Below are 25,348 nucleotides of genomic sequence, written 5' to 3' on the forward strand. Positions count from 1 at the left end.
AGGCAAAACTTCTGGAGCCATTATTGCCCAATAAGCGAAATATACTGGCGGATTTTTTCCTTCAGCTGATAATTTAACTCAAGGAGCATGGATAGTTCTTATGGCTCATAAGCAAACGCAAAGAATTACTGATGACGATGAATTACAAAATAGATGGGGGCTCGGATCGAAACTTCACACCCAGGGCATAATTGCTGTTCTGTTGTTTTCGCTAGTCCTGGTCTTTGCCCTCTGGCCATTAATGACGGCACCCAATAGCTATTATCCAGTTACTGTTGATGGCTTGGGACACCTGGCTAAAGTCGAATATATTGCAAAGTGCCTGAAAAGCCTCCAGTGGCCTTCCTGGTTTCCCTATTGGTACAACGGGGCTTCAGTGGTTCAGTATTACCCGCCTCTTTCTTATTTCCTTCTTGCTCCAGTACAAATGTTATTTGGCAATATAATGATTACTTTTAAGTTTGCAGTATTCTTCTATTTACTGGTAGGTGCTATGGGGGTATGGTATATATGTTATCGTTATTGGGGTTCCTTAATAGGGATAGCGGCGGGAATACTTTATGTTCTGCAACCTTTTATACTTAGGTCGATGGCCTCAGAAGGCGTAATTGCTCAAGGACCCATCTTTGCCTTATCGCCATGGTTGCTAGTAGCCACTCTTCTCTTTATTGAAAAAAGAAGTCCTTCCAGGGCAGTCCTAATTGTTTTGCTTAGTGCATGTCTTATCCTTTCCCATGCTATGCATGCTTTTATTACCTGTTTAGCTATGGGAGTGTTGGTATTAATGCTGGTTGTGCTGCGCCGGACTAAATTAAAAACCTTTTTAATCTGGTCGGTATCTATTGGCCTGGGAGCCGCTTTAGCATCCTTTTGGTGGGTCCCAGGAGTTACCCATCTAGAAAACCCATCACTACCTTATATGCTGCCTGAAAATATGCTCCACTACACCGCTTATTTTGACTGGTTTTATCCCGGCTCGAACTCTTTTCATTATTTCAGTCCTATTATTTTACTACTATCCCTTGGCTCTGTCTTGTTTATAAAAAAGAACCGTACACAAGCTGTTCTATATTTGGACAACACTAGTTTCCGCATTGATACCAATGAGCTAATTATATCTTTCATTTTTGCACTAATAGTAACTATCGTTTTGTCCTTTGGCTACCATATATCCCTATTTAGACTGATTCCTTCTTATCAAAATATCCTTCCTGGAAGAGTATTAAGTTTTGCTGCGATTCTAGCTGCTATACTTTGTACAGTATTCTTATGGGAACTGTGGTCAAAAATGCAATCCGGGCTTTACAGGATACTCAGGTTATTGGTACTCGCTATCATTATTGTCATAATTGCAATTGATATAAATCCTAAACAGGCTAATATCTCCTATGGATCTTTCACCGATACCCAAGCGGTGATTAACTTGCTGCCTTCCAATAACAAGAACTTTAATAACAGTCGAATTGCCTGGCTTTTGATATGTGGGCCGGATACTACATACTTCCCTATGCTTAAAGGTTTTCACATTACCAGTGGCTGGAATATTGAGGGTACCCCCCACAATAGAGCAATACGCTTACATAATATTGCGGTTGAAGCAGATTGTGGTGATTATGTAACAAAGAACCTAATGCAGTGGAATGTACGTTCAGCTATCGTACAGAATGATTTCTGTACGATCAAAAAAAGCCTTCTATGTTATGGTTTTAAAGAATATACTGCGGATAATATTAAAACACTGTTTGTTAATCCCTCCCCTTCGTCATATTTCATGAAGGATGAACGAAATGCCATTGCTATTGGTAAGGGTTCGCCCGGATTGGTAATAAGCTTCCCCTGGTTGGTTCAAGGTACTTCCAGTTATTTAGAAGACTATTCCTTGGAGGATTTAAAGAAATTTCGCCTTATATATTTAAGCGAGCCTCAGATTAAGGATTTTAACTTTTTTCAGGATCTGGTGTCACAACTGGCGGAAACTGGTAAAACCGTATTTGTAGAAATGGGCCATACGGAAGTGTGGCCACTTTTTGGTATTATTCCCTATTGGGAAAACATAGCGGAAAACGCCCAGTTAATATCCACTGAAATCAGCCCTATTAAGACTAGTTTTCTCCTTCAAGCAGACCCAATCGGTGAATTTCCTGCTATGGGAAACCTGGACGGAGTATGGATGGAAGTAGTTGACTCTAGCAAACACATACCAGCTATAGGCTACAAAAATATAAAAGGAAATAAAGTCTATTTTGTTGGAATGTGCCTGGGAATGCATCTTGATTCATCTGTAAAATGGAGCCGCGGGTTATCAGAAAAGTCATGTGATAGCAAGGAAATATACTCATTGCTCATGCAACTTATGGAGTTGGGTAAACCTAATAAAAGTATTATACCGCTTTCTTTTCCTATAAATAATGATCACTGGAGACATGATGGCTTTGATTTTTCATACAAATCTACCCAACCAACCAGGGTTGTTGTATCTGTAACCTATACCCCCCGCTGGAAGGCATTAATTGATGGCCAACCCCTGCTTGTTCAAAACCAAGAAAACCTTATACTGTTAGACCTCCCTGCCGGGCAACATTCAGTGGTTTTTCATTATGGAATGACCTGGGTGGGGTGGTTAGGCATTGGATTATCCATTTTTAGCCTCTTGATAGCAGCATTATTATTTATACGCTGGGAATATTTCAATCAACTGTATGAGAAAATTATGGCCAAAATAGAGCGGGAGATTAAAAGTATTGACATTTAGACCCCGTTTTCTCCACTGAACTTTCACACCCGTTTTGAACCGTCCATCTTTCAATAATAGTATTATTATGCTTGGCGGTAGACCAGGTCCATAGATTGTTAATGGTATAATTCCAAAAAACTGCACAAGAAATCCCGATTAAGTTTGATAGCAGGTGATTAAATTGCAATTGGTAATAAAAAAAATCCAAAACCCCAACATTTATTCCTATTCCTATCAGGGAAGTAATAATGTATTTGCTTCCCCTACTCCATACAGAATTCGTTTTTACATAGGCCCAGGTAATCTTATCATTTAGAACAAAGTTTACCAGCATGGCTACAAAAGCAGAACAAAATCCGGCAATTCTAACCTCTAAATTGAGCATGGTTAAAAAAAAGTAAATTAACATATTGACAAATACACCTGATAGTCCAACTAAAGAAAAATAAAAAAACCGCCTGTCTTCAGGGCTATCCTTAACCAACCTCATTAGATGCCGAATATAGTTCCATTGCTCCTGAGCAGACATTTTTGATTCACCAGCCGTACGCGCTTGAAATTGATAGGGAATTTCAATAACCCTGGTATATTTTCCGCGAGCCAGTACCTCAATCAGGATTTTCCACCCTATAGGTTGTAATTCAGCTTCTTTTATTACATCTTTACGAAACATAAAAAACCCACTGGTTGAATCACTAATGGGGCGTAGCTTTTTAATCAAAGCTTTGCCAATATATCTCGCGGTTGCAGATACTATTTTTCGATGCAGCTTTAAACCTCCATCGTTTCCTCCAGGAATAAAACGGCTGGGAATGACGATATCTGCCCCTGATTCAATAGCCTTGAGCATGGATAGAAGCACTTCCGGGGGATGCTGCAGGTCTGCGTCCATAACTGCGATAACATCACCACTAGCGATTTCAAATCCTCTAACAACAGCGGTTCCAAGTCCTCTTTCCTTATGCCGGTGTTCAAACCTTAAATGTGGGTCCGATTTGCTCAAATATTGAAGTATCTCCGGGGTATCATCATTACTGTCATCAACGAACACTATCTCATAGCTGTTTTTTAAGGTATTACCAATATGTTCAGCAATTCTGAGTACATTATCCCTCTCATTATAAGTTGGGATTATTATACTTAATCTGCATGTTTTCACGAATTCACCTGCCTTCTTTTGGAAATTTCTTCTTTAAGCTCTCCGGCATAGGCCTGGAGTATTGACTGTAGTTGCATTACCGGGTTCTGGGTCTTCCAGCTCTTTTCTTCGGTCAAGGCAGCAATGATCCCGGCCAGGCGAAACCAGTAAACCAGGTAACGATATATTGGCATAAATAGAATAATCCACCATATTTTCTGCAATTCTTTCTGGAATTCCGGGGCCGAACCTTTATAAGCAATATAGAAAGTACAACTCTCCAGGATAATGTAGCAGATATACATCCCTATCATCGCCACCACAATTGTAGGCAGGGGATAACCCAAGAAGAACAAGAAGGGAAGCAAAAAAGTCCAGGCCAGGCGCGAAAAGGCCAGGGTATGATCCGAAATCAGTATCCTGCCCACAAAATCGAACAAGGCCCCAAAAATTCCGGGAATTTTCTCATAATATAGCCCGGTAACTTCCATCTCCCCTCGCTGCCAGCGTAGACGCTGGGAATAGAGGCGACTCAAATTTTCAATCGGTTCCACATAGGCTATGGCATCGGAAATAAAACCAATCCGCCCCTCACCGGCCTCAATGGCCTGGCGTATATTGAAGGTAAGATCGGTATCTTCAGAAACCGTGCGGGTCTGATATAGAAAAGTCTGGAGAATTATGTCCCGGCGGAATACGGAAAAAGCACCGGAAAGAGTAAAAATAGAGTTTTTCAGATCCTGGTAACGGCGACCAATGTCAAAGGCTACAATATACTCAATAACTTCACAGTAATTTATCATGTCTATAAAACTGCTACCCTCACCCAGCTTTTTATCCACCCGGATTGAACCGGTAGCTGCCGCCAGGCTGGGATCCTTTTCAAAGACCCTGACCACATTAAGTATGGCATCAGGGTCCAGCCAGGTATCCGAATCCACATTCATCATGTAGCTGCCATGACCGGAATACACACCGGCGTTAAGCGCAATGGATTTTCCCGCCCGTTCCAGCGAACTCCACATAACTGACATTTCCGGGTGCCGGTATTGAAAACGCTGGAAAATATCAAAACTCTCGTCTTCACTGCCGTTATTTACACAGATGACTTGGATGGATTCCCGGGGATAAGTTTGCCTGGCTATGGAGTCCAAACAATGGCCCAGGGTATCTGCCGAATTATGGACTGGAATTATCACGGTTACATAAGGGAAGAAAAAGAGTTCTTCCTTTTTCTCCACTTTCTGCTTCCTGTTGTTGAGAAAACTGATGAAATAGACCATGGCCGTAGATACATCCACCAGCAAGGGTACCATCAACCATATACCCCAGAATAATCCAAATGCCAGTATTCTCTCCAGCCATATTTCAATCATTTTTTACATTCCTCCGTATCTTTTCCAAAGACGGCCGGGTAATCAATTGCCAGTAAAGAGCCACCGCCAGCAGGAAGAAAAACAGGCGGCCAAATAGAGTATGAGCAATAAAGCTCATATTCCGACCTCCGCTATGTATTATGACAATTACCAGCAATAGCCGAATGAGATTTATCAGGTAGATTCCCAAAGCTCCCCCCAGAGCCGCCGGAATTCTTTTACGCCAGGGCTGAACTGGATAAAAAATAATCAATGAGAAAATAATGCAGATTTCCAGCAGCCCGGAATTCTCAATATCTATGGCTATGGTGGTCCAACTGGAATCTATTTTAATAAGAACCAGCAAAGTTCCGGGAGAACGATCAAATATACGGGTTACAATACCCAGATAATCCAGGGTATGATGCAGAATGAGACTGGTATACTGTTCCAGGCGATACTCCACCAGAGAAGCATGAAAAAGCAAGACCAGCAAACAACATAATCCCACCGCTGCCCAAATATAATAAAACACCCAGAGCCGGTGATGATAAAGAAAGAGGGTAAGGGCCAGCCATAGCAAGAAAAATACAGCAATAGTGGGGCGACTTTTTGATACTACGGGGAAAGGAGCCCATTGTATATCACCCTGATCGGGAAGACGGTCACTCCTACCGCTGATATCCGCCAGGTAAAAACGCAGGAACTGAGCGGGGTAGGCCTCCAGATCCTCCATAGGAATAGCGAACTCCAGGCGGGAAGTAGTAGAGCCAGTTCCTTCCCCCCAACGACCCGTATATTTTCCTTTGAGATCACCCTCCATGGAATACAGGTATACGCTCACATCTCCTCTTTGCAAACCCTGGGGGCGGTAGAAAATCTCGGCATATTTATCTACCTTATCATCATATTTTCCGTTACTGTTGAGATCAAAAAAAAGGCAAGACTCCATTCTATGGCTGCGGGGTTCCGGTAGATAGCGCTCGATCATAAAGTACAAGCGCCCATCGTTCTCATTGGTGGCCCAGGATATCTTCTTCAAATCATTACCGCTGCGTCCATCGCCAGCAGGATCGGAGAGAGAAGTTCGCCCGCGCCAATCGGCAAATTGCCCATCCAACTGTAAATCCGGCACCAGCCAGCTGCCCGGGGGAAAGAGCCATATCAGCAGCAACATTAAAATAATGCCTAAAAGGACTTTTAGCCAGGAATTCACTCTTTATCACCCACTCTTTATGCCAAACTACCCCCCATGGCCGGGGGCCGCAACCACCGATGATAAGTGAGTTAGCAGGGGCTTGAATAGTAAGATGCAGCAGAAAGGAAATTGAACCCCTTACCCCTCACCCCTCACTCCTTACTTTCCTTACCAAAGCAGCTATAACTAAAAGAATGGTAAACAGGCTCAGGTATTTCCCCCAGCTAAATATCGCCGTTTTTTCAATGCTTATTTCCAGGCGGTGGGTCCCGGCTGGCAGATGCAGTTTGAGCAGATTTTCATAATTGCCCGCCTCAATTCTTCTCCCATCCAGCTTTACTACTAAACCATCCAATAGCGAAATAGGGACAATCACCTCGGCATCCTGCTCCAGCCGGTATGACATGCGATAGCCCTTCTCACTGGCCTCATAGTCCTGCAGGGGTATGATGGTATCTCCCGCATATTCTGTCTTTAAATCAAAAATCTTTTTAAGCAGCCGGGCACTTTCTGACTGCCCGCTCTGGTAGGCATGATAGCTCAAGTTGGCTCCCAGAAACCATATCTTCTTTCCTTTAAGTAATTTATAGCCCAGTATCGGAGCCTGGTTGCCATAGTAGGAAAACTCCAATTCCACCTTATCCAGACCCATAGGAACATAAGCTTTCCACTCTCCTTCCTGCTGCCATAGCGGGGGCAAAATCACCCGGGTATCCTCTCCCCGGACTTCAATTTCCTGCCGGATACTCACTGCTTCACCATAAACCCCTAGAAATTCCGGCTGTTTGGCCAGTACATTGGGGGGCATCCCTGCCATTTCTATAAAAACCTGACCGCCGGAGACTGCATAATCGCTAATCAGCTTTTCCGCCTGTTTTTTAGAATGCCAGTTAGCGCCGCTGAGAATCAGCATGGAATATTGTTCCAGCTCCTCCAGGGAGCAATCATCTATGCGGGAAGACAAGGCCATTTCCACCTCGGGAAATTGGAGGGCAATGGTTCCTCCATATTTGCCGATTACCAGGCAGCGGGGGTTTTTTTGCACCAGGTAGGGCTGGTCAATGCTCCTCCAGACGCTTATATCGGCGAACTTGTTGCGTTGTTGGTAGCCGGCCCTCTTTGCAGCCTCGCGAAAGGCCTCCAGGTCGGTAATAACATCTTCCTTTACCACCAGATCAGTGGCCCCCATATCTACACAGGAGCGAAATAAGAACGGGTAGTACTGCTGCTCCAAGCCGGTATTAAGCAGCATTATATTGCGCGAAGTAACCGCACCCTGCCAAGCCCAGCCAAAGACCTGCTCTAACCCCGCCATTTCAGAAAAGGTGAAGGAAGGGGCCGAACCCAGCCGACTCAAATCAATGGTGGCCACTCTCCATCCTGGATCACGTTTAATAAATTCCCCACTCTGTATAACTGTAAAAGGTTTGGTTCCGGTATGGGCCAGCAGGCGGAAAGAGAACAGGCAATCTACCAGCAGGAATGCCAAAAGAACCACCAGCAAGCAAGCTGTGATAGTGGATGACTGCAGCCATCCTTGTCGTTTTTCTTCCAGTTCCAAAGTGAAGCCGGAGGCCAGAATAGCCAGGGCAGCAAAGCTGCTGAAACGCAAAGGCCAGAGCAAATGGCTCAGCGGAAGGGTTATGTATATAGCTCGGAATAAAGGCAGAGTAATGAGAAACAGGATAATGCCACAGACAGTAAGGCTCCGAGCCCAGGCGGGCTTTGATTTCCAGGTGACAAGGCTGGCCAGGAGAAGCAACACCAGGCTTATACCCCAGTAGAATGTCTCCACATTCTTGAAACGGTACAGGGGAGATAAAGAAATATGGGCCGGGACAAACTGCACCACCTGTTTGACCGCCTGGGCATCAATGCCGGTGATACCCCCACTCAGGCTGGGCAAGAGCCACCAGGATGAGCTTAACACTCCGGCAGCAAGAACCAGGAACCCTCGGGCCAGGTCTTTGACGCTGCAGCCTTGAAAAACCCAGAGAAAAAAAGCAAATAAGGCTAAAGATAGGCAATAAACCGCCGCAATCATGGCATGGCTAAGCAACACTAATTGTACAGTTAAAATAACAGCTATTATGGCCCCATAGGATTTCCGCTGCGTTATAATATGTAAAAAAAGGGCAAAAAGCAGGGGAAGCAAAGCGGTAGCCAGTACCCGCGGCAAATTGCCCTCGGAGAATGCTACCCGTACATTGTCCTGCCAGAGCAGCCAGACCACAGCAGCCATAACTGCTGGCCACAACCCCATCCTCCGTGACAGCAAGAGCCAGGAGAGAGCCCCCAGTAGCGCGCATAGATATATGTATAGGTTGCCGGCGGTAAAGATATCCCCGCATAAGCCCCTTAACGCAGCCAGGGCATAATAGGGTAAAGGCGCCCAGTAGCGGAAAGGCTGTACCCCATTGTACCAGTATTCGGTAAATTGAGGGTAGTAGTTCCCCTGTTGCATCTGTTCGTAGAGCATTTCGGCTTTAAAAAGATGTCCCCAGCTATCGGAACCCCAGGGAAAACGCTGTTCCACCGATGGCCAGAGTATATGCTGGTAGGCCAGGAGAGAAAGGAATAAAATCAGCACCGCAGCCAGCAGATACTGCCGGACGGAATAAGAAGCTCTCAGGGAACCTGCGAAAATGGGAGGGGGCTTGGATAATGATTTCTTATTGTCGGCAGCCTCTTTATCTCGCTGATCTAAATCGGCAAAGTCAGGATCAGCTATGGCTGCCGCCTCCCGGTAAGCAATGTTTTCCTCCCGGGCTTTAAGCTCGGAAGCAATTTGCTCATCCAGAGACAGATTATGATTATTAACCTGAATACCCCGGGTGGGGGTTTCCCAAAGACTCAACTGGTATAATTTTAAGCCCAATTTGGCCAAATATTCATCCACCCGGTTGAAAAAATACATGGCAATATTTTCGGTAGTAGGTTGTATTAAATCAAAGGGATGAACCTGGTTTAATATGGTGTTTTCATAGGGTCCCAGGGCCGCAGAAACCGCCTGGGAGACCCGGCTGAATTCTATAGTGTCCCCAATTTCCCGGGGGACATCCACCTCGGTCTCTACCTGCCAGGAATGCGCATGTACCGGGCCGGTTGTGCCACCGAAAATAACGAAATGGCGGGCATTTACGAATCCCACCAACTTCATACTATAAATATTGTCATCCCCAGTTGCTCTACTTGCTGCAACTTGGCTAAACTCGGGATAGCTATTAGTATTAAGGTGTTGACGAGCAAAAATACCATTGGGAGAGTTTTGGGCGGTGGAGGGATGGTTATTATCGTCTTCTTTCTGTGGGATAGGCTCCCCGGTGGCTTTCTCTTTCAGTTCAGCCTGCAGAAGAGCAATCTCCTGTTCTATTGCTGACATTTTCTCTCTTTTTACCGCTGCTATAGCTTCTGCTTCGGCCAGGATTTTTGCTGCTGATAAATGGGCCTTTTCTTCCATTCCCGCAGCAATTCTTTGGCTCTCCTCCAGGGAGCGATCCAGAGATTCTTGCCTCATAGCTTTACGAGCGATTTCCTGTTCTAAATTCTCAATGCCAAGATCGACTTCCTGTTTTTTTTGCAGCAGCTTATCTATCTGCAGCTTTAGACTCTCAGCGAGGGTCCGCTCACGATCCATCTTATCCATTATTCAATATCCAAGGTGTCTGCCGTCTCGTTTCAGGAAGACACATCATGCCTCCTGTTTTCCTTGGTGATTAAGGTAGGGGTAAAGCTTTGATCCTCAGGTTCCTCCCTAACTTTCTCCAGAGATACCCGGTAATTATCCAAAACTTCACGAAAGTCTTCTTTAAAGCGAGTCACTTTGATGCGCAAGAAATCAAGCTCATGTAATTTTTGCTTCAGTTCCTCCTCAGTATTTTCCAGCATATGGCGGGCTCGTTCCCGGGCTTGTTCCTCAATTCTCTGGGCATTAATCTGGGCGGTGACCATAACCTCGGCAATCAAATTTTCTTTTTCTATATAGGAATTGAGCTGCTTTTGCAGATCTTCTCGCTTTTCTTCAGCCTTATGCAATTCTGCCTGAATTTTTTCTATTTCCGAATTAAGCGCATTAATTTTTTCTTGGTGTTCGTTCTCCATGTTATCTATCTGGCTTATTACTTCGCCAGGCTTAAAGCCGAATAAGGTTTTTGAAAACTTCATTTTACCTTCCTCCCCCTGATCCAACTGCTCCATAGCTTAATTATAGCTATGTACACGATGAAGTTCACTATTATTCCCAACGAAATTTAGTGGCGATGTTGAAATATGCAGATAAGAAGCTTGAAGCGTGACTATCTTACTATATAAAACCATGACTTAAGTTAGTATATACATATTAACATGGAAAGAGTACCATTTAAAGTGATTTTTAAAAACTTATTACACGATTCTAATATATGTTCTATCCCTGCTTCATAGACAGAAATCAAAAATTCCTCAAAATGTTGCAAACATAGGCAGGAAAGTCCATCGAGGTATAGAAATAACTTATATATAATACTTTGTAAATAGAATTAATCGGGCCTTTCATCATTCACTTCAACTGTATCTAGTTTATCAACCTATTTTTTATCGACTTGTTAGGCTTGTTTTGTCAGGTAGTTCGAGCTTTTCGTGAAATATCTGGAGGAGGGATCATTATGAAAAGCATTGGTTCCAGATTAACGCTGTATATTAGTATGGTGGTGCTGTTTTTTTGTGCTGGTTTAGGTTTCATATCTTATTTTTATGCTTCCAAAGCCTTAATGGCTAACATTGAACAAAGTGTGGTAGCCAAAGCCCAGGATGCTACTAAACTGGTAGGCAGCGAGCTAGATAACCATTTATCGGTAATGGAAACTATTGCGGAACAGCCAGAAATTACTAGTATGAAATGGGAAGAGCAGCGCCCCATTCTGGAGCAAGCCAACAAAAGACTGGGTTATTTGATGATGGGGGTTGCCGGGCTGGATGGGCAGGTGCTCACAACTGCGGGTTCGACCACCAACTTAAAGGATCGGGATTACTTTGACCAGGCCCTGAAGGGCCAATCCAGTGTTTCCGATCCTATAGTCAGTAGAATTGATGGTAACACCATCGTAATGATGGTAAGCCCTATTCGTGGTACCGAGGGGGAAGTTATCGGAGTCCTGGCGGCGGCACTGGATGGTTTGATCTTGAGCCAAATAATAGCCGGGGTAAATTTTAGTGATAGCGGTTATGCCTATATGCTGAACCGTCAAGGCCAGGTTATAGCCCATCCTAAAGAGGAAATGGTAATAGAACAATATGATCCGATCGCAGAAGCGGACAAGGATCCAAAACTCGCTCCCCTGGCTGCAATTGTAAAGAATATGTTGAAAGCTGAGTGTGGTTACGGTGAATACCTGTGGACTGACGGTACCAACAAATTCATGGGCTATGCCCCGGTGGAAAATACCGGTTGGTCGATTGCTGTAACCGCCCCCCAGGATGAAGTGCTGGCTGGCCTGAAAAGCATGACAGTAGGGGTGCTGGTCGCTGCTCTTGTTTTTCTTCTCATAGGCATCGCCCTGGCTACTTATCTGGGTAGAACCCTGGCCCAACCAATTAAAAATGTTGCCGGAAATGCATCTCTGATTGCTGACGGAGACTTGAGAGTAGAAATAGCTGCTGGAGCTCTTGCCCGCCAAGACGAGATAGGTCATCTGGCCAGTAGCCTGGATAATATGGTTCAAGGCTTGAGAAATATGCTGCACGAAGTAGCCCTTAACTCCCAGGAAGTAGCAGCCTCCAGTCAAGAGCTGGCCGCTTCGGGTGAAAACATAGCCTCAATTGTAGAGGAACTATCCGCTTCCACAGAAGAGATCGCGGCAGGTATAACCAATATATCTTCTGCAACTGACGAAGTAAATGCCTCGGGCGAAGGGATATCATCTGCTTTATTGTTGGCCAGTAAGGATGCAGAGCAGGGTGTTCTTCAAGCCCAAAGCATTGAAAAGAGAGCGGCGCGAATGCAAAACGGAGCCCAGGATCATAAAAAGACCGCAGAAAATGTTTATGGAACTATAAAAGAAAAACTTACTGCAGCCATTGAAGAAGCCCGGGTGGTAGAACAAATATCCGAGTTGGCAGAAAATATATCCGGTATTGCCAGCCAGACTAATCTTCTGGCCCTTAATGCCGCTATAGAAGCCGCCCGAGCCGGGGAACAGGGCAAGGGCTTTGCCGTGGTAGCGGAAGAAGTAAGAAAACTGGCAGAAAACTCAGCCTCAGCGGTAGAGGGGATTCAAGGCATGACCGAACAGGTGCAAAGGTCTATCGCTAATTTAACCAACTATGCTGAAGAATTGCTGAATTTTATTAATACCCAGATTATTGCCGATTATGGAGATATGGTTACGATATGCAAGCATTACAAGAATGATAGCGACATGTTTTTAAACCTAATCGAAAAAATAAAAAAACATACCGAAGAAGTCCTGGCCTCAGTGGAAGACATAAACCACAGCCTGGACTCTACCGCTGGCACCATAAGAGACTCATCTGCCGGAGCCCAAAAAATAGCAGAGGCCAGCCAAACAGCTGCTATAGCAGCCACAGAAATAAGTGCCGCATCAGTTAGAATGGCAGAAAACGCCGAAAAGCTGAACCTGCTTATTACCCGCTTCAAGTTGTAGAATATATTACGGGGACGGTTCTCAGCAGAACCGTCCCCGTGATATACAGATATACATGAAATATGGCTTATTTCTGCAGGTGGAGCATAAGCAGAAGTATCCCCTCTTCCCTGATTTCATAGTCTATGCCGCCATCTTCGAAGCTTCCGGTCTTTTCAATTTCATAGTCATCACCTATGTAATGCAGATCATAATCCACTCCCAGAGCGATCTTACCCTCCTCATTTCTCTCTACCCTCATTTTTTCATAGTTCCCTTCTCTGCTGCTGATACCTACGCCAAGACATAGATAATGAGTAACCTTAGTAGATTCGGCTTGGTTAATATCACTTATTAATTTATCCAGGGTTGATTCCATTAGTATAATTCCTCCTTTTATTAATTCCTTAAACTAAAATTTTGCCATTTAAATTCATCATTAAGTGTAGCCTAACTGAGGATTAGATTATCTTCAATCCACCCATCTAACCTTGTTTTTTAATTCCGGATCCAGCCTGGCTGGAGGCTCAGCTTTCATATCAGGATAACCTATGGGGGTAAGTGCTACTATTTCCCGGTCTTCCGGGATTTCAAGAATGCGCCTTATAGATGCCTCATCACGCAGGGGACCGGTCATCCAGCAAGAACCCAAACCCTCAGCACAGGCGGCCAATAAAAGATTCTCAAAAGCCGCACTAACACTCTCCAGGTGCATTTTGCGCGTTGTCTCATCTTTACTGCCCCTGGTCAAGGCTACAACTATTATTGGCGCCCCGCCAAAAGAACGGGCAAATTGTAAAAACGCCGCTTTTCTAGCCGCATCCTCCCAATCAGCAGTATAGACTTCAGCAAAGCGCCCGTAACTCTCTCCCATCTCCTTTTTCTTTTCTCCGGAGACTACGATGAATTCCCACTGCTGCATATTCATTCCCGAAGGAGCCCAGTTAGCCGCATCCAGAATCTTAAGGATGGTTTCCCTGGGTACCATATCGGCTTTATATTTCCTTATAGCCCGCCGCGAATGAATAACCTCGTAAAAATCCATACTATTACCTCCTTGTAGTTTCCCTTTCGGATCTTTCTTTCCACTAATTAATCATAATCAGGGAGTAAATGCAAGCAGCCAAAAACACAGGGATGTATATCAACAGGGGATTAGTAAAAAACTAATACATAAGGATGTTCTTATCTGCTCTTTTAAATAAAAATGTTGTAGCCTTGGCAGGCTCCTGTACCTGCTTATATGTAGCATTGTATTATCAATGGGAATTTATTAAAAAAATAAGATTTTGCTGTAAAAACCCTTTTTGATGCAAAAGGGTTGCATAAATATACAAGCGAGTAAGGGAATCAAATACTATTGAGGTGAAAATATATGAAAAAAAGCAAAGTTATAATCCTTTTCCTGTCGGCATTTCTAATTTTAGGCCTCCTTTTCCTCCCGGCCTGTTCCCAAAAAGAATCAAAACCACAGAAGCCAAAAGAATCAAGTGGGCAAAAACCTGAGGCTCCTCCGGAGACAGAGAAGCTCCTGAAGGATTTGGATAAAATAATACAGGAACTGGATAAAATGATAAAAGCCCAGAAAATGCCATCATTCCAGCAAACGGTAGGAAAAAGTTCCTCAGCATCAAGCGGCCAAAAGCAAAAAGAGGGTTCCAGTCAAGCGGGAAGCCAAAAAGAAGAATCTGCTTCTTCCTCTAAGCAAGGTGGAAGCAAGCAGCAAGAATCTGCTTCTAGTTCGAAAAATGCCTGGCCATCCATAAATCAGGGGGTTAAAAGTATTCACCAGAACTGGAACCAACTGGAGCCAGAGGCAGTTCGAGCTGGCCTCCCGGTAAGCTCACGGGAGCATTGGGAAAAGACCTTGAGCAGTCTTACCATGGCAGCGAGCAAACAAAATACTGAAGAAAGCCTAATGGCAGCCATAAGCCTTTACCAGCCTTTTGCTGACATAGCCCAGGTTTTCGCTATAACCCTGCCCCCGGATTTTTTTCGGGTAAAATATGAAGTAATGGCCGCTATGCAGGAAAGCATGCGGCAGGACTGGGAAAAAGCCGCTCTGCATCTACCCAAGATGCAAGAAAATTGGGAAAGCCTCAAGGTACAGGCCAAAGATGCTGATCCCCGCCTAATAAGCTGTTGTGAGTTTGCCCTGCGCGACCTGGAAGATGCCATAAAGAATCAAGAGATGGAACTGGTACTAATAAAAGGTGAAATAAGCCTGGATAATCTGAAAAAGCTGGAGGAAAAACTCAAAAAGGCTATGACCAAGGGTAAATCCTGACCAGAAAAACTCACCCCTGGTAAGCTTACTTTATTGCCTTCATCCATACTTCACCTTCTATAATGGTGATAAAAGAGCTAGGGCAGTAAAAACAGACAAAGATACAGGTTGGCTATGGCTATGGACAGCAGCATCAAAGGAAATCCATACTTCAAATAATCTATAAAGCCTATATGTTGACCATGCCGCTCGGATATTCCAGCAACAATAATATTAGCCGAAGCCCCAATCAGAGTTCCATTCCCGCCCAGGCAAGCTCCCAGAGATAGCGCCCACCAAATCGGATCCATCGTTAATCCTGACATTTGCCCAATGGTTTTCAGCAGCGGTATCATAGTAGCCACGAAGGGAATATTATCCACAAAAGCGGAAAATACTGCTGATATCCAGAGCACCACCACAGCGGTGGCGGTCAAACTGCCCCCAGTCAGTTCCATCGCCTGTCGAGCGAGCAACTCCATAACGCCATTGGCCTCCATAGCCCCAACAATTATGAAAAGACCGGCAAAAAAGAATATAGTGGGCCATTCTACAGCGAGTAGAATATCTTCAGGTTCCGCCGCACAAATCAGCATTAGAATAGCAGCCCCCAGTAAAGCTATAGTTGCGGTTTCCAGGTGTAAGAATCCGTGCAGAAAAAAGGCGCTTATGGTCAAGCCCAAAACCAGCAAAGATTTTTTTAAGATCGCCCAATCACGGATTTCTTCCCGGGCATTCATAGCCATTATGCTCTCTATTTTCTGAGAATCAGCCCGCAAGTCTTTTCTAAACATTAATACCAGACAGAGCAAAGTTATTATCATAATAACAATTACAATAGGAGCAAGGTTGACAATAAAATCAAGGAAACCTAGATGGGTGGCACTTCCAATCATAATATTAGGGGGATCTCCAATAAGGGTAGCCGTTCCCCCAATATTGGAGGCAAGTATTTCGGCAAACAGGAACGGGAAGGCTGGAACTTCCAGATGATCGGTCAAGACAAAAGTAACCGGTACTATCAACAATACGGTGGTTACATTGTCCAAAAAAGCCGACAATACTGCCGTTACCACTGCCAGGGCCACCAGTATCCGCAGCGGCTTCCCTCCTGCCACCCGGGCCGCTTTTATGGCCAGATAGCCAAAAACTCCGCTTCTTCGGGTAATACCTACAATTATCATCATGCCTATCAATAGACCCAGGGTATTGAAATCAATATATTCAATGGCTGCTTTCTGACTGAGCAAGCCCAGGGCAATGGCCAAACCTGCACCTACCAGAGCGATAATAGTACGATGAACCTTCTCAAAAATAATAAATATATAAGTTACCAGGAATATAGCAATAGATAAGTAAAATGCGGTCACCTAATTACATCTCCCAAAAGCATTTTCTAGAATATAGCGAACTCTACTACAAAAGTTGATTCCCCTGAAAGTTCTGTCCCTATATCCTTTAATCCGGGTATAGATTATTCCACCTTATCCACATCAATGAAAGGAATAGCTCCACCACTCACCCGGGGCAACTGCCCGTTCCATTTTTCAATAGCCAGGCGCTGGTTCTCAATTTCCCGCAGGTGCAAAAGCTCAGGAGTAACTTCCTGGCGTTGAATCCTTAGAGACTCGGCCTCAGCCTGAGCGCGGGTAACCTTCTGAGCGGCTTCTATCTTAATCCTCTCCAGATCACGCTGGGCCTTGAGAGCCCGTTGTTCCGCCGTTTGCTTCTCTTCTATGGCTTTGTTGAATTCTTTACTGAACTCGAAGTTTACGATATTAAAGCGATCTACTTTAATATGGTAGTCCAATAGTTTGCGCTCCAGCACCTCGCTGGTTTTAAGCGCCACCTCGGCGCGTTTGGTAATAAGCTCTTCCGCTGTATAGCCAGCAGTAACCGCTTTGATGGATTCTTGAATAGCCGGGGCAATTACCGTGTTCTCATAATCCATCCCTACCCGCTGGTAGAGGTTGGCGGCACTGGCAGGACTGACATGATAGTTTACTGCAACCATTGAAGTTACCGTCTGCAGATCCTTGCTGGCTGCAGCCGCATGGTGTTCCGCCTTCCTTACCCGGCAATCAACATTTGCTACCTTCTGGTATATGGGAACAATGAAGTGAATTCCTTCTTTGAGCGGCGGCTCTTGAACCGCGCCAAAATTGAGCTTCACTCCCACATGACCTGCCGGTACAATAACTAGCGGGCGCAGTATCGTAAGTAACAATAAAAGCAGAAATACAATAAGCGCTATTTTAAGAAATTGAGGTTGAATAAATGAAAAACTCGGCTTTTTTTCAGTTAATATTATTTCAGGTTCCATCAAACATCATTCCTTTCCCCTTAAGCCGTCAGTTCAGCTTCATTTCCATCACAACAAAATAAGCGGTCTGGCGACACCTCCTTAGCAGCAATAAGCTGTAGCCAAACAGCGTAGTTTAAGCGTTTCTTACCCGTTCTATCTCTTACGGAGCGAGAGTGATCAAAGAATAATCAACTTTGCATGTATTGCTTATCCTGACCCAGAATATGCCCATCTATCCAGCGAACAATAAAATCGAGAATATCCAGGAGGTATTTGTCCTGGTTTTCATCAACCTTGTCCAGATCAATGCCGTTAATTTTTTCGATAAAATCATCGTGAATTACTTTATGTGATAAAAACTTTCTGTAGCCAATGCTCTTCATGTATTCCTCTTCTGAATTGAAGTGAAAAACAGAATAGTCCTTTAACTCCCCCAGAATGGCCACGATTCGATCGTATTTATCCACTACCAGCTCATCTTTAAGCAAATCATAAGCCCGCCCGGCTATTTCAAACAATTTGCGATGCTGTTCATCAATATGTTCAACCCCCACGCTATACTCATCTTTCCATCTTATCATTTTCCCTTCCCCCCATATTTTTTGCATATTTTATTATTATGAGCATAGGGCCTTTACTCAAGCTTTGTCAATTCTCGTTTATACCATTCTACAGCTTTGATTCTGTTTCAACTTTTTTTTAGATATTACTCAAGCTGGCAACGATAGTTTTAAAGAAATATAAATGAAAATCGATTTAACCAGGCAATCATATTTTCCCTGCCACCTAGGAAGAGGAAGATGCTTGCATAGTATAGAATATTGATTTAACAAGATTAAGGAGAGGTAATAAATAAGGATGAAGATCGGAATCGATATTGACAATACCATTACCCACACCACGGAAATGATTATGCATTACGCCCGGATATTCGGAGAGGAACGGGAGCTTAACACTATCCCGGATCTAAACTACTATTACCTGGAGGATGTTTTGGGCTGGGATGAGGAAACCGCTGATTTGTTTCTCAACACCTACCTGGGAACCATTTACCAGGAGATGAGGCCCAAGGAAGAGGCAGTGGAAACAATTAAGCAATTGAAGCAAGAGCACGAACTCATACTTATTACCTCCCGCAACCAGAATTTTCAAAAGGTGGAGCAGGTTACGATAGATTGGCTGCGGCACTATGGTGTTCCCTATGATGATTTGATTTTAAATGCCACCCCCAATATGCACCATTTCAGCAAGCTGGAGGTCTGTATGCAACATGGAGTGCAGCTTATGATTGAGGATCACCATGACCTGGCCCTGGAATTGAGCCGAGCCATGCCAGTGATCTTGTTCGATTATCCCTATAACCGTCATCTCAGTTCAGATAGTATTATACGAGTAAAGCACTGGAACGAAATTTTGGACTGGGTTAAGCAACTCCCCGCCAATACCAGGCGGGCTTAAACTTGATTCCGCGACTCCATTGCATAAACCCTTTTGACGACTGACGCCCGACGACTGACGACCTTTTATACTAACCAGCCTTGTGTACCTGTATACTTGCCCGGTCTACTTGCTGTTGCCAGCCGGGAGAGATATAATTTTGCCCAAAGATGATAAAAAATGATTTGGCAAACAAAAAATGAGGAGGACGGAATGATGGGGGATAACACTTATAATCCTTATGAGCATGCGCAGGCGCAATTTGACCGGGTAGCGGAAATTATCGGTTTGGAGGGGGCAACACGAGAACTGCTCCGCCAACCCTTGAGAGAATACCACTTTTTGATACCGGTCAAAATGGATAACGGTAGTACCCAGGTTTTTCGCGGCTTCCGGGTACAGCATAACGATGCCCGGGGACCGGCCAAAGGCGGAATCCGTTTTCATCCCCATGAAACTGCGGACACAGTTCGCGCTCTGGCCATGTGGATGACCTGGAAATGTGCGGTAGTAGACATTCCCCTGGGCGGCGGCAAGGGCGGAATAATTTGCGACCCGCGCAACTTGAGCGAGAATGAACAGGAGAGGCTTTGCCGGGGATGGGTAAGACAGGTGGCCCGGAATGTTGGCCCCAACCTGGATGTGCCCGCACCTGATGTTATGAGCAATGCTAAGCATATGTTGTGGATGCTGGATGAATATGAAGCCATTCACGGGGGAAGGTATCCCGGCTTTATTACCGGCAAACCGGTGGGAATGGGTGGTTCCCTGGGCAGAACCGAGGCTACCGGATATGGAGTAGTATATACCCTGCGTGAGGCCCTTAAAGAAAAAGGCATCAATATTGCCGCTACCACTGCCAGCATACAGGGATTCGGCAATGTGGCACAATATGCGGCCCGCCTCTACAGCGAACTGGGCGGCAAAGCTATCGCTGTATCCTGCTGGGATCATGTGGAGCGCAAACCATATACCTTCCGCAAGAAAGACGGCATAAATGTGGATGAACTCTGTGGAATTACCGATATGTACGGCGGTATTGACAAGAGCAAGGCTCAGGACCTGAACTACGAGGTTTTGGAAGGCGGAGCCTGGCTGGAACAGGAGGCAGATATCATTATACCCGCCGCCCTGGAAAATCAGATTACCATCGCCAATGTGGAGAAAATCAGCCCGCAGGTAAAAATTATGGTGGAAGGGGCTAACGGTCCTACTTCACCGGATGCTGATGAAGTTATCAAAAAACGGGGTATTTTCGTCATTCCTGATTTCCTGGCCAATGCCGGGGGGGTAACCTGCAGCTACTTTGAACAGGTTCAGTCCAATAGCAATTACTTCTGGGAAAAGGATGAGGTTCTAGAGAAATTGGACAGCAAAATGACCGCTGCTTTTATAGCCGTCAGTGAATTATCCCGGCAGAGCAGCCTGTATATGCGTGATGCCGCTTATGTAATCTCCATCAACCGGGTGGCTCAGGCGGCCAGGATGCGGGGCTGGGTGTAGAGGTCGTCAGTTGACGGAAGACAGAAGACGGAAGTCGGAGGGCGGAATGGTCATCTGGCAAAGGAACCCCTTACGGCCTGAGGGCCACTGCCAGCGATGAACTTACCCTCACTCCTCACCTAAGAAAGTATCCGGGAAGAAGCCGGAATGTAGCGAAACCGGCTTACTTCCCCTCGATACCCTGCCAAAAGGCCAGGGCCGCTTCCCCCAAAGAAATCGGGTTATATCCTCCTTCCAGAACAGCAAAGACCCGACCGGCGCATTTTTCCCGGGCAAATTCCCCCAGCAAACGCCCGATTTCACGGTAGTCCTCCGTAGCCAGCAACCTCCCCCAATCCTGGCTGTGCTGGTCAAAGCCCGCTGATATACCCAGGAGATCAACTCCCCGCAGGTGGGCCAGTAGCTTTTCCAATCCTTGCAAGTAATTTTGGGCATTGTCCCCATCCAGATGGTAATAGGAAAAGGCGGGACGATTATTAACATGATTATTGGTGCCATCTCCAAAATGCAAGTCGAAATCTACTACCAGGGCCGAATTAATCGTTCCCTTTTGCAATTGTTTTTCCAGCGCGATGGCAATATTATTAAAATAACAAAAGCCCCAGAAACCATCCGGGCTGGCATGGTGTCCGGGAGGACGGCACAAAGCAAAGGCCGGCTCGCCTGCTGCCGCCCGTTCTGCGGCCTTAATAGCAGCTCCAGCAGAGAGCAGGGCCATTTCATAGACCTGCCGGTTGAATCTGACCCGGTTTAAGTGATGCTGGTTGTGTACCAGCAAAACATCACTGTCAACAGCCGGAGCGGCCTGCTCCAGGGTATAATCTTCCCGCAATAACTCCAGGGCTTTGTCCAGGCGGTGCTCCGAGGCTGCCGGGTCACTGCAGTAGCAAGACAAAAACCGGGGTTCAAAAATCACCTTCATCTTCTTACTACCTCCTTTATGGCTCTATCAATAAGTTTCAACACAGCGCTGCAACGAGGCGGGAGATCATTAACCGCCGCCTGCTTTGTTAATAGGAAACTGGCCACTTAAAGAAGCGGGAAACATATTTTACCTCATTATAAGCGGTAAAAAAGGACATGATAACTCTTTCTTCCTTAATTCGCCAGAAGAAGTTTTTTTCCCTGCCGCTTAATAAGAAAAGTGAGGCTTATTGCCCTTGTTCAGAATCAATGCTGGTGTTTTAGGCGATAAAAATATTTTATCCCCTATCATTCATTTCGCAATATAATAAGAGTTGTAGTTTATTCCCCTACAGTTTTCCCAGATGGAGTGATAGCAGTGGATGATATAAAGAAAAGTCTGAAGAATTTTTTCGGTATTAATTCCAGTATGATTTCCATGCTCGTCATGGTAATCTTAATCGGTATGGGCGAGAAAATGGCCGAGCGCTTTTTGCCTCTCTATCTGATTGCTCTGGGCGGTAGCATCTATGCTGTCGGTTTCCTTAACGCCATGGATAACTTTTTAAGTGCCATCTATTCTTTTCCCGGAGGATACCTGGCGGAAAAACTGGGCTACAAAAAATCCCTGATGCTTTTCACTGTAATAGCCCTTTTCGGCTATGCCATCGTTATACTCATTCCCCGCTGGCAGGCAGTGCTGGTCGGTTGCATCTTTTTCATTTCCTGGACTGCCATTTCCCTGCCGGCTATAATGAGCCTGGTCTCCCGGGTTATGAGTAAAGATAAAAGAACCATGGGCGTTACCCTGCATTCGCTGGTAAGGCGCATTCCCATGGCTCTAGGTCCAATCATCGGCGGCCTGCTCATCGGAGCTTTCGGCAAAGTAGAAGGCATTCGCATCGCCTTCTGCCTCGCTTTTGTTCTGGGCCTGCTCTCTCTAATCGTCCAGTACTATTTCATTGAAGACAGCGAAGAAAAACAGGAAGCCCACCTGCATGCCCGGGATATATTCTCCTCTTTCTCTCCGGGGCTGCGCAGCCTGCTTCTATCCGATATATTAATCCGCTTTGCCGAGCAGATACCTTATGCCTTTGTCGTCCTGTGGGTGGTGGAAGTAAATAAAATATCTCCTTTTCACTTCGGCATCCTAACTACTATTGAAATGATTACCGCCGTCCTGGTATATATCCCAGTAGCCTATCTGGCGGACAAATACGGCAAGAAACCCTTTGTATTGATTACCTTCGTCTTTTTTACCCTCTTCCCCCTGGTTCTCTATTTCTCGCATAGCTTTGCTGCTCTGGCTTTTGCCTTTGTCATCCGCGGTCTCAAGGAATTCGGCGAACCCACCCGTAAAGCTCTCATTATGGATCTCGCTCCCGAAGACCTGAAAGCAGCTACCTTCGGTACTTATTACCTGATTCGGGATGTTATCGTCTCCCTGGCTGCTCTAAGCAGTGCCTGGCTCTGGCATATTTCCCCGGGCACCAACTTCATTACCGCCTTCTTCTGCGGCTTAGCCGGTATGCTAATTTTCGCTCTCTGGGGCAAGGATTTGAAGTCCGAAGTACAACAGGTTTAATTTTTCGGTTTTTCACTTACTCCCCCAAGCCCGCAACTTCAATAGCAACACCCGCAGGCTGGAGTAGCCGGATTAAACAGGCAGAAAAAATCACCGCCCGGCTAGTCTCCTTATTGGAGATTGGCCGGGCGGCCACAAATTCCCTGACTCTTTTCACTTTGTCCTGGATTTACAGTATCCCTGGATTTACAGCACCTTCGCCAGCAGTTCCGCCAGCTGGGGATGGCCGATTTCCTCCAAATCATAACGCACTCTTACGGCCGGCTTGTCTATGGACATGACCCGGCGCAGGTCGATAGGGGTTCCGATAACCACTACCTCCGCCGGTGAGTTATTAATAGTCTGTTCCAATTCTTCAATCTGTGTCTTTCCATAACCCATGGCCGGAAGCAATCGGGACAAATGCCCATACTTGGCAAAGGTTCCTTTGATACTGCCCAGCGCGTAGGGACGGGGGTCTATCAATTCGCCCGCACCCAATTTTTCCGCCGCAATTACCCCTGCACCATAAGCCATCTCCCCATGTGTCAGGGTGGGGCCATCTTCCACCACCAGAACCTTCTTGCCCTTAACGGAATCGGGGTTTTCCACCGTAATCGGGGAGTTGGCCATGATGATTTTGGCCAGCGGGTTGTTCTTGATTATGGCTTCCTTAACCGCTTCTACCCTGGCGGGGTCGGCGGAATCAATCTTGTTGATAATAGCGATATCGGCCATACGCAGGTTGGTTTCACCCGGATGGTAACTGGTCTCATGCCCGGGACGGTGGGGATCAACCACTACTATGTGCAAGTCGGAAGCATAAAAAGGAATATCATTGTTGCCCCCATCCCAGAGAATCACATCCGCCTCTTCCTCCGCCTGGCGCAGAATAACCTCGTAATCAACCCCGGCATAGACCACCATGCCATTATCGATATGGGGTTCAAACTCTTCTCTTTCTTCTATGGTGCATTTAAATTTGTCCAGATCCTCATAACTGGCAAAACGCATGCACAGCTGCTCCTCCAGATTGCCATAGGGCATAGGATGCCTGATAATAGCCACCTTTTTGCCGGTAGCAGTAATCAGTTCGGCCACATACCTGGTAGTCTGGCTTTTCCCGCTGCCAGTCCTCACCGCAGTGACCGCTACTACCTTGCGTTTGGACTTGAGCATGGTCGTTTTAGGCCCCATCAAGCGAAAATCCGCTCCCGCAGCCATAACCAGAGATGCCTGGTGCATTACATATTCGTGGGATACATCACTGTAAGCGAAGATTACCTGGTCCACATCATATTTCTTTATTAATTCGGGCAGCTCTGCTTCCGCGTAAATGGGTATGCCTTGCGGATACTGCTTGCCGGCCAGTCCAGGCGGATACTGCCGTCCTTCTATATCCGGTATCTGTGTAGCTGTAAAGGCTACCACCTCATAGGCCGGGTTATCCCGGAAATAGCTATTGAAGTTGTGAAAATCTCTCCCGGCTGCACCCATAATGATTACTCGAGTCGCTTTCATTAAAACCCACCTCTCTGGTTTTTCTATAGTAGCCCGGGCGCCGATTACCCTTCCTCTATAATCAGAAGTAGTAAAGCTTAACCCGGATCTGCTCACTTTTCATCTCGGTACTCAGCATCTTTATATTGGTTCACAGATTATCAGATACACTGAGTGCCAGCAACGGGGTTAGTAAGAAAATAAACTTTCTGACACTGGAGGTCTCTGACCCGGCACTCAGAAAGGATAATTTTCTATTAATTTAATGAGGTTTGGCCAAGTGCCGGTGCAGCAACCTTAATAGCGTTCGCATTGAAGAAAACTTTGTCAACAACCCCGTCCCCCTGTCATACGTCTTCCGTCTTCCATTTACCCATATCCCAGGAAAATACTTGAATATCCCGGCGCCATTCCCAGCCCTGGCTCCGATAAAAACGCGCCGCCAGCTGGTTTTCATTGAAAGCGAAAAGGTGTATTTTGGGGGCTCCCAGCTTATGCAATTCATGGAGCACCTCTTTAAGCAGCTCCCGGCCATAACCCTGGCCCTGGTAATCCGGGTGCACCGCCAGGTGGTAAATATATCCCCGGCGCCCGTCAAAACCCCCCAGCACGGTCCCCAGCAAACGCTCCCCATCCTTCAGTACCAGACAGGTGGAGGGGTTCCTTTCCATAAATAAGCGCAAGGATTCCTCTTCATCACCACTACCCACTCCCAGCCCGGGTATGCATCTCCATAATTCGAGCATTAAAGGCAAATCTTTTATGCCCGCCCTCTCTATCCGGCAAGGGCCAGTCACCATCTTCTCCCCTTCTCTATTTTGCTTA

General features: G+C 45.7%; 20 protein-coding genes. 6 read left to right on the forward strand and 14 right to left on the reverse strand.

The genetic code is table 11. From position 1 onward, the window contains the following. Positions 1-100 precede the first annotated feature (100 nt). Positions 101-2,752 (forward strand): 6-pyruvoyl-tetrahydropterin synthase-related protein, encoded by a 2,652-nt coding sequence (locus SWOL_RS11145; RefSeq protein WP_041427557.1) that lies wholly within the window; start codon positions 101-103, stop codon positions 2,750-2,752. Here the strand turns inward: SWOL_RS11145 and SWOL_RS11150 are convergent. The 5 genes from SWOL_RS11150 to SWOL_RS11170 all read right to left on the reverse strand — a co-directional run bounded on the left by SWOL_RS11150 (position 2,733) and on the right by SWOL_RS11170 (position 10,589). Beyond that, a complete protein-coding gene (locus SWOL_RS11150; RefSeq protein WP_011641539.1) occupies positions 2,733-3,893 on the reverse strand; it encodes a glycosyltransferase in 1,161 nt (386 codons plus the stop codon). The two genes, SWOL_RS11145 and SWOL_RS11150, sit on opposite strands and share 20 nt — an antisense overlap. Continuing rightward, a complete protein-coding gene (locus SWOL_RS11155; RefSeq protein WP_011641540.1) occupies positions 3,890-5,248 on the reverse strand; it encodes a TIGR03111 family XrtG-associated glycosyltransferase in 1,359 nt (452 codons plus the stop codon). Before SWOL_RS11155 ends, SWOL_RS11150 begins: the two co-directional genes overlap by 4 nt. Next, positions 5,241-6,404, reverse strand: coding sequence for an exosortase family protein XrtG (gene xrtG / locus SWOL_RS13760; protein ID WP_207635294.1), 1,164 nt, complete (start codon positions 6,402-6,404; stop codon positions 5,241-5,243). The genes SWOL_RS11155 and xrtG overlap by 8 nt, the downstream gene beginning before the upstream one ends. A gap of 166 nt (positions 6,405-6,570) precedes the next feature. Further along, positions 6,571-10,071, reverse strand: a complete 3,501-nt coding sequence (locus SWOL_RS11165; protein ID WP_011641542.1) for a 6-pyruvoyl-tetrahydropterin synthase-related protein — start codon at positions 10,069-10,071, stop codon at positions 6,571-6,573. Positions 10,072-10,103: 32 nt separating this feature from the next. Beyond that, positions 10,104-10,589, reverse strand: a complete 486-nt coding sequence (locus SWOL_RS11170) for a coiled-coil domain-containing protein (protein ID WP_011641543.1) — start codon at positions 10,587-10,589, stop codon at positions 10,104-10,106. A gap of 479 nt (positions 10,590-11,068) precedes the next feature. On the opposite strand from SWOL_RS11170, the gene SWOL_RS11175 reads away from it, so the two are divergent. Continuing rightward, positions 11,069-13,066: a methyl-accepting chemotaxis protein gene (locus SWOL_RS11175; protein WP_011641544.1), complete on the forward strand. Its 1,998-nt coding sequence runs from the start codon at positions 11,069-11,071 to the stop codon at positions 13,064-13,066. A gap of 67 nt (positions 13,067-13,133) precedes the next feature. Here SWOL_RS11175 and SWOL_RS11180 read toward each other — a convergent pair whose 3' ends face one another. Then, the gene (locus SWOL_RS11180; RefSeq protein WP_011641545.1) at positions 13,134-13,424 is read right to left on the reverse strand and encodes a hypothetical protein; all 291 of its coding nucleotides are present in this window, start codon (positions 13,422-13,424) and stop codon (positions 13,134-13,136) included. A 93-nt stretch (positions 13,425-13,517) separates the two neighbouring features. Beyond that, the gene (locus SWOL_RS11185) at positions 13,518-14,090 is read right to left on the reverse strand and encodes a nitroreductase family protein (protein ID WP_011641546.1); all 573 of its coding nucleotides are present in this window, start codon (positions 14,088-14,090) and stop codon (positions 13,518-13,520) included. A gap of 330 nt (positions 14,091-14,420) precedes the next feature. Between SWOL_RS11185 and SWOL_RS11190 the strand changes: the two genes are divergently transcribed. Further along, on the forward strand, positions 14,421-15,332 hold the full coding sequence (locus tag SWOL_RS11190; RefSeq protein ID WP_011641547.1) for a hypothetical protein: 912 nt from the start codon (positions 14,421-14,423) through the stop codon (positions 15,330-15,332). A 77-nt stretch (positions 15,333-15,409) separates the two neighbouring features. Here SWOL_RS11190 and SWOL_RS11195 read toward each other — a convergent pair whose 3' ends face one another. The 3 genes from SWOL_RS11195 to SWOL_RS11205 all read right to left on the reverse strand — a co-directional run bounded on the left by SWOL_RS11195 (position 15,410) and on the right by SWOL_RS11205 (position 18,197). After that, a complete protein-coding gene (locus tag SWOL_RS11195; protein ID WP_011641548.1) occupies positions 15,410-16,681 on the reverse strand; it encodes an ArsB/NhaD family transporter in 1,272 nt (423 codons plus the stop codon). Between the two features lie 104 nt (positions 16,682-16,785). Further along, positions 16,786-17,634, reverse strand: coding sequence for a prohibitin family protein (locus SWOL_RS11200; RefSeq protein ID WP_011641549.1), 849 nt, complete (start codon positions 17,632-17,634; stop codon positions 16,786-16,788). 170 nt (positions 17,635-17,804) lie between these two features. Next, entirely contained in the window at positions 17,805-18,197 is a 393-nt protein-coding gene (locus SWOL_RS11205; RefSeq protein ID WP_011641550.1) for a bacteriohemerythrin, read from the reverse strand. 277 nt (positions 18,198-18,474) lie between these two features. Between SWOL_RS11205 and SWOL_RS11210 the strand changes: the two genes are divergently transcribed. Both SWOL_RS11210 and SWOL_RS11215 read left to right on the forward strand, forming a co-directional pair. Next, positions 18,475-19,074, forward strand: a complete 600-nt coding sequence (locus SWOL_RS11210) for a 5' nucleotidase, NT5C type (protein ID WP_011641551.1) — start codon at positions 18,475-18,477, stop codon at positions 19,072-19,074. A gap of 192 nt (positions 19,075-19,266) precedes the next feature. Then, positions 19,267-20,556: a Glu/Leu/Phe/Val family dehydrogenase gene (locus SWOL_RS11215; protein ID WP_011641552.1), complete on the forward strand. Its 1,290-nt coding sequence runs from the start codon at positions 19,267-19,269 to the stop codon at positions 20,554-20,556. A gap of 163 nt (positions 20,557-20,719) precedes the next feature. Here SWOL_RS11215 and SWOL_RS11220 read toward each other — a convergent pair whose 3' ends face one another. Further along, positions 20,720-21,478 (reverse strand): histone deacetylase family protein, encoded by a 759-nt coding sequence (locus SWOL_RS11220; protein ID WP_011641553.1) that lies wholly within the window; start codon positions 21,476-21,478, stop codon positions 20,720-20,722. Positions 21,479-21,838: 360 nt separating this feature from the next. Between SWOL_RS11220 and SWOL_RS11225 the strand changes: the two genes are divergently transcribed. Then, positions 21,839-23,044 (forward strand): MFS transporter, encoded by a 1,206-nt coding sequence (locus SWOL_RS11225; RefSeq protein ID WP_011641554.1) that lies wholly within the window; start codon positions 21,839-21,841, stop codon positions 23,042-23,044. 16 nt (positions 23,045-23,060) lie between these two features. On the opposite strand, the gene SWOL_RS14765 is transcribed toward SWOL_RS11225, so the two are convergent. The 3 genes from SWOL_RS14765 to SWOL_RS11235 form a co-directional block, all read right to left on the reverse strand. Beyond that, complete coding sequence (locus tag SWOL_RS14765) at positions 23,061-23,201, reverse strand: hypothetical protein (protein WP_155814226.1); 141 nt, start codon at positions 23,199-23,201, stop codon at positions 23,061-23,063. Between the two features lie 29 nt (positions 23,202-23,230). Beyond that, on the reverse strand, positions 23,231-24,544 hold the full coding sequence (locus SWOL_RS11230) for a cyclic 2,3-diphosphoglycerate synthase (protein ID WP_011641555.1): 1,314 nt from the start codon (positions 24,542-24,544) through the stop codon (positions 23,231-23,233). A 326-nt stretch (positions 24,545-24,870) separates the two neighbouring features. Continuing rightward, complete coding sequence (locus SWOL_RS11235) at positions 24,871-25,323, reverse strand: GNAT family N-acetyltransferase (RefSeq protein ID WP_011641556.1); 453 nt, start codon at positions 25,321-25,323, stop codon at positions 24,871-24,873. Positions 25,324-25,348 lie beyond the last annotated feature (25 nt).

Source organism: Syntrophomonas wolfei subsp. wolfei str. Goettingen G311 (genome assembly GCF_000014725.1).
Classification (GTDB): domain Bacteria; phylum Bacillota; class Syntrophomonadia; order Syntrophomonadales; family Syntrophomonadaceae; genus Syntrophomonas; species Syntrophomonas wolfei.